The following is a 1,151-nucleotide window of genomic DNA, read 5'->3' on the forward strand; positions in this document are numbered from 1 at the left end:
CGGCGAGCAGGCTGCTTCGGAAATCGTCATCCAGGGCAGCGCGTTGCCTCTTTTTAGGCTTACTTAACTTTGATTCGGATTCCCGTTCGATTATGGCCAGTGCCATTTTGGCGATGATCTGGTAATTGAGTGCCGCATTGCCTTTCTTCTTCAAGGCTGCATCTTCCCTGAATATGACATCCAAGTTCCAGTGGAGATTGTTTTCGATTGCCCAGTGGCTGCGGATGGCTTTGGCGATCACTCCCGGTCCAGCGTTAAGCGAAGAGATGTAGTAGCTGACCTGGGTGCTTGATTGACCGGATCGTTTATCGGTGCGTTCAGAGGTGATTTTGGCGATGGTTCTCAATCCCGGCCAGTCTTCCCTATCGTCCAGAAACGTGAGATTATCGGTTGCCTGGCAGGTTCTTCGCTCAATTCGTCCGTGACCGGCATCCAGGGTAACTTCTTTTTCAACCGCCGGTTTCATCCCGAGCACTTTTACGACCTGTTCCTTGAGTTCTTCCTGATTGTCTTTGACCATCAGTACATAATCCGCTTTCTTTTCAATGATCGCTCCTGCGATCGTTTTCTGGCATCCCATCGCGTCAAGGGTAACTATGCAACCTTCAAGCGACAGGGTATCCAGCAGTGCCGGGATAGCGGTGATCTCATTGCTTTTCTCATCAATGGCCCGCTGGCCCAAACAGATCCGATTGCCCGAAGCATAGGCTGAGACGACATGGAAAGCTGACTTCCCACAGGCTTTGTTGTCCGAACCCCGGATCGTTTTACCGTCGATGGCCACCACCTCTCCTCCGGTCAGTTCCGCAATCGAGGCAACCCAGGCACTGAATGCCTGGCTGAACGATTCGGGGTCAAGCGCTGCAAAAACCTTCCCCAATACATCGTGTGAGGGAATGCCGTGACGGTAAGGATAATATTGCCGTAACCATTCCAGTTTCGAGCGGCCGAACATACTGATCGATGTCCAGTCATCCATGCCGCTCAGCACAGCCGAAATGCACAGGAACAGGATCTCTTCCAGTGGATACATAAAATGACCGCGGTTGGTCCGTCGGGGATCTTTCACCCCGGAAAAATAATGAGAAAAAACTTGGTATGGCTTATTAGTCGGATTTGAAAAGGGCATTTTTTTTCACCCTAACCATTTC

The 1,151-nt window shown here is 50.9% G+C and carries 1 protein-coding gene; it reads right to left on the minus strand.

Annotation, left to right across the window (positions count from 1 at the left end):
* A partial coding sequence (locus tag ACEVG1_RS21020; RefSeq protein WP_374745696.1) for an ISAs1 family transposase occupies positions 1-1,069 on the minus strand: 1,069 nt, incomplete at its 3' end.
* Positions 1,070-1,151 lie beyond the last annotated feature (82 nt).

This window comes from Parapedobacter sp. 2B3 (assembly GCF_041925275.1).
Lineage (GTDB): Bacteria > Bacteroidota > Bacteroidia > Sphingobacteriales > Sphingobacteriaceae > Parapedobacter > Parapedobacter pyrenivorans_A.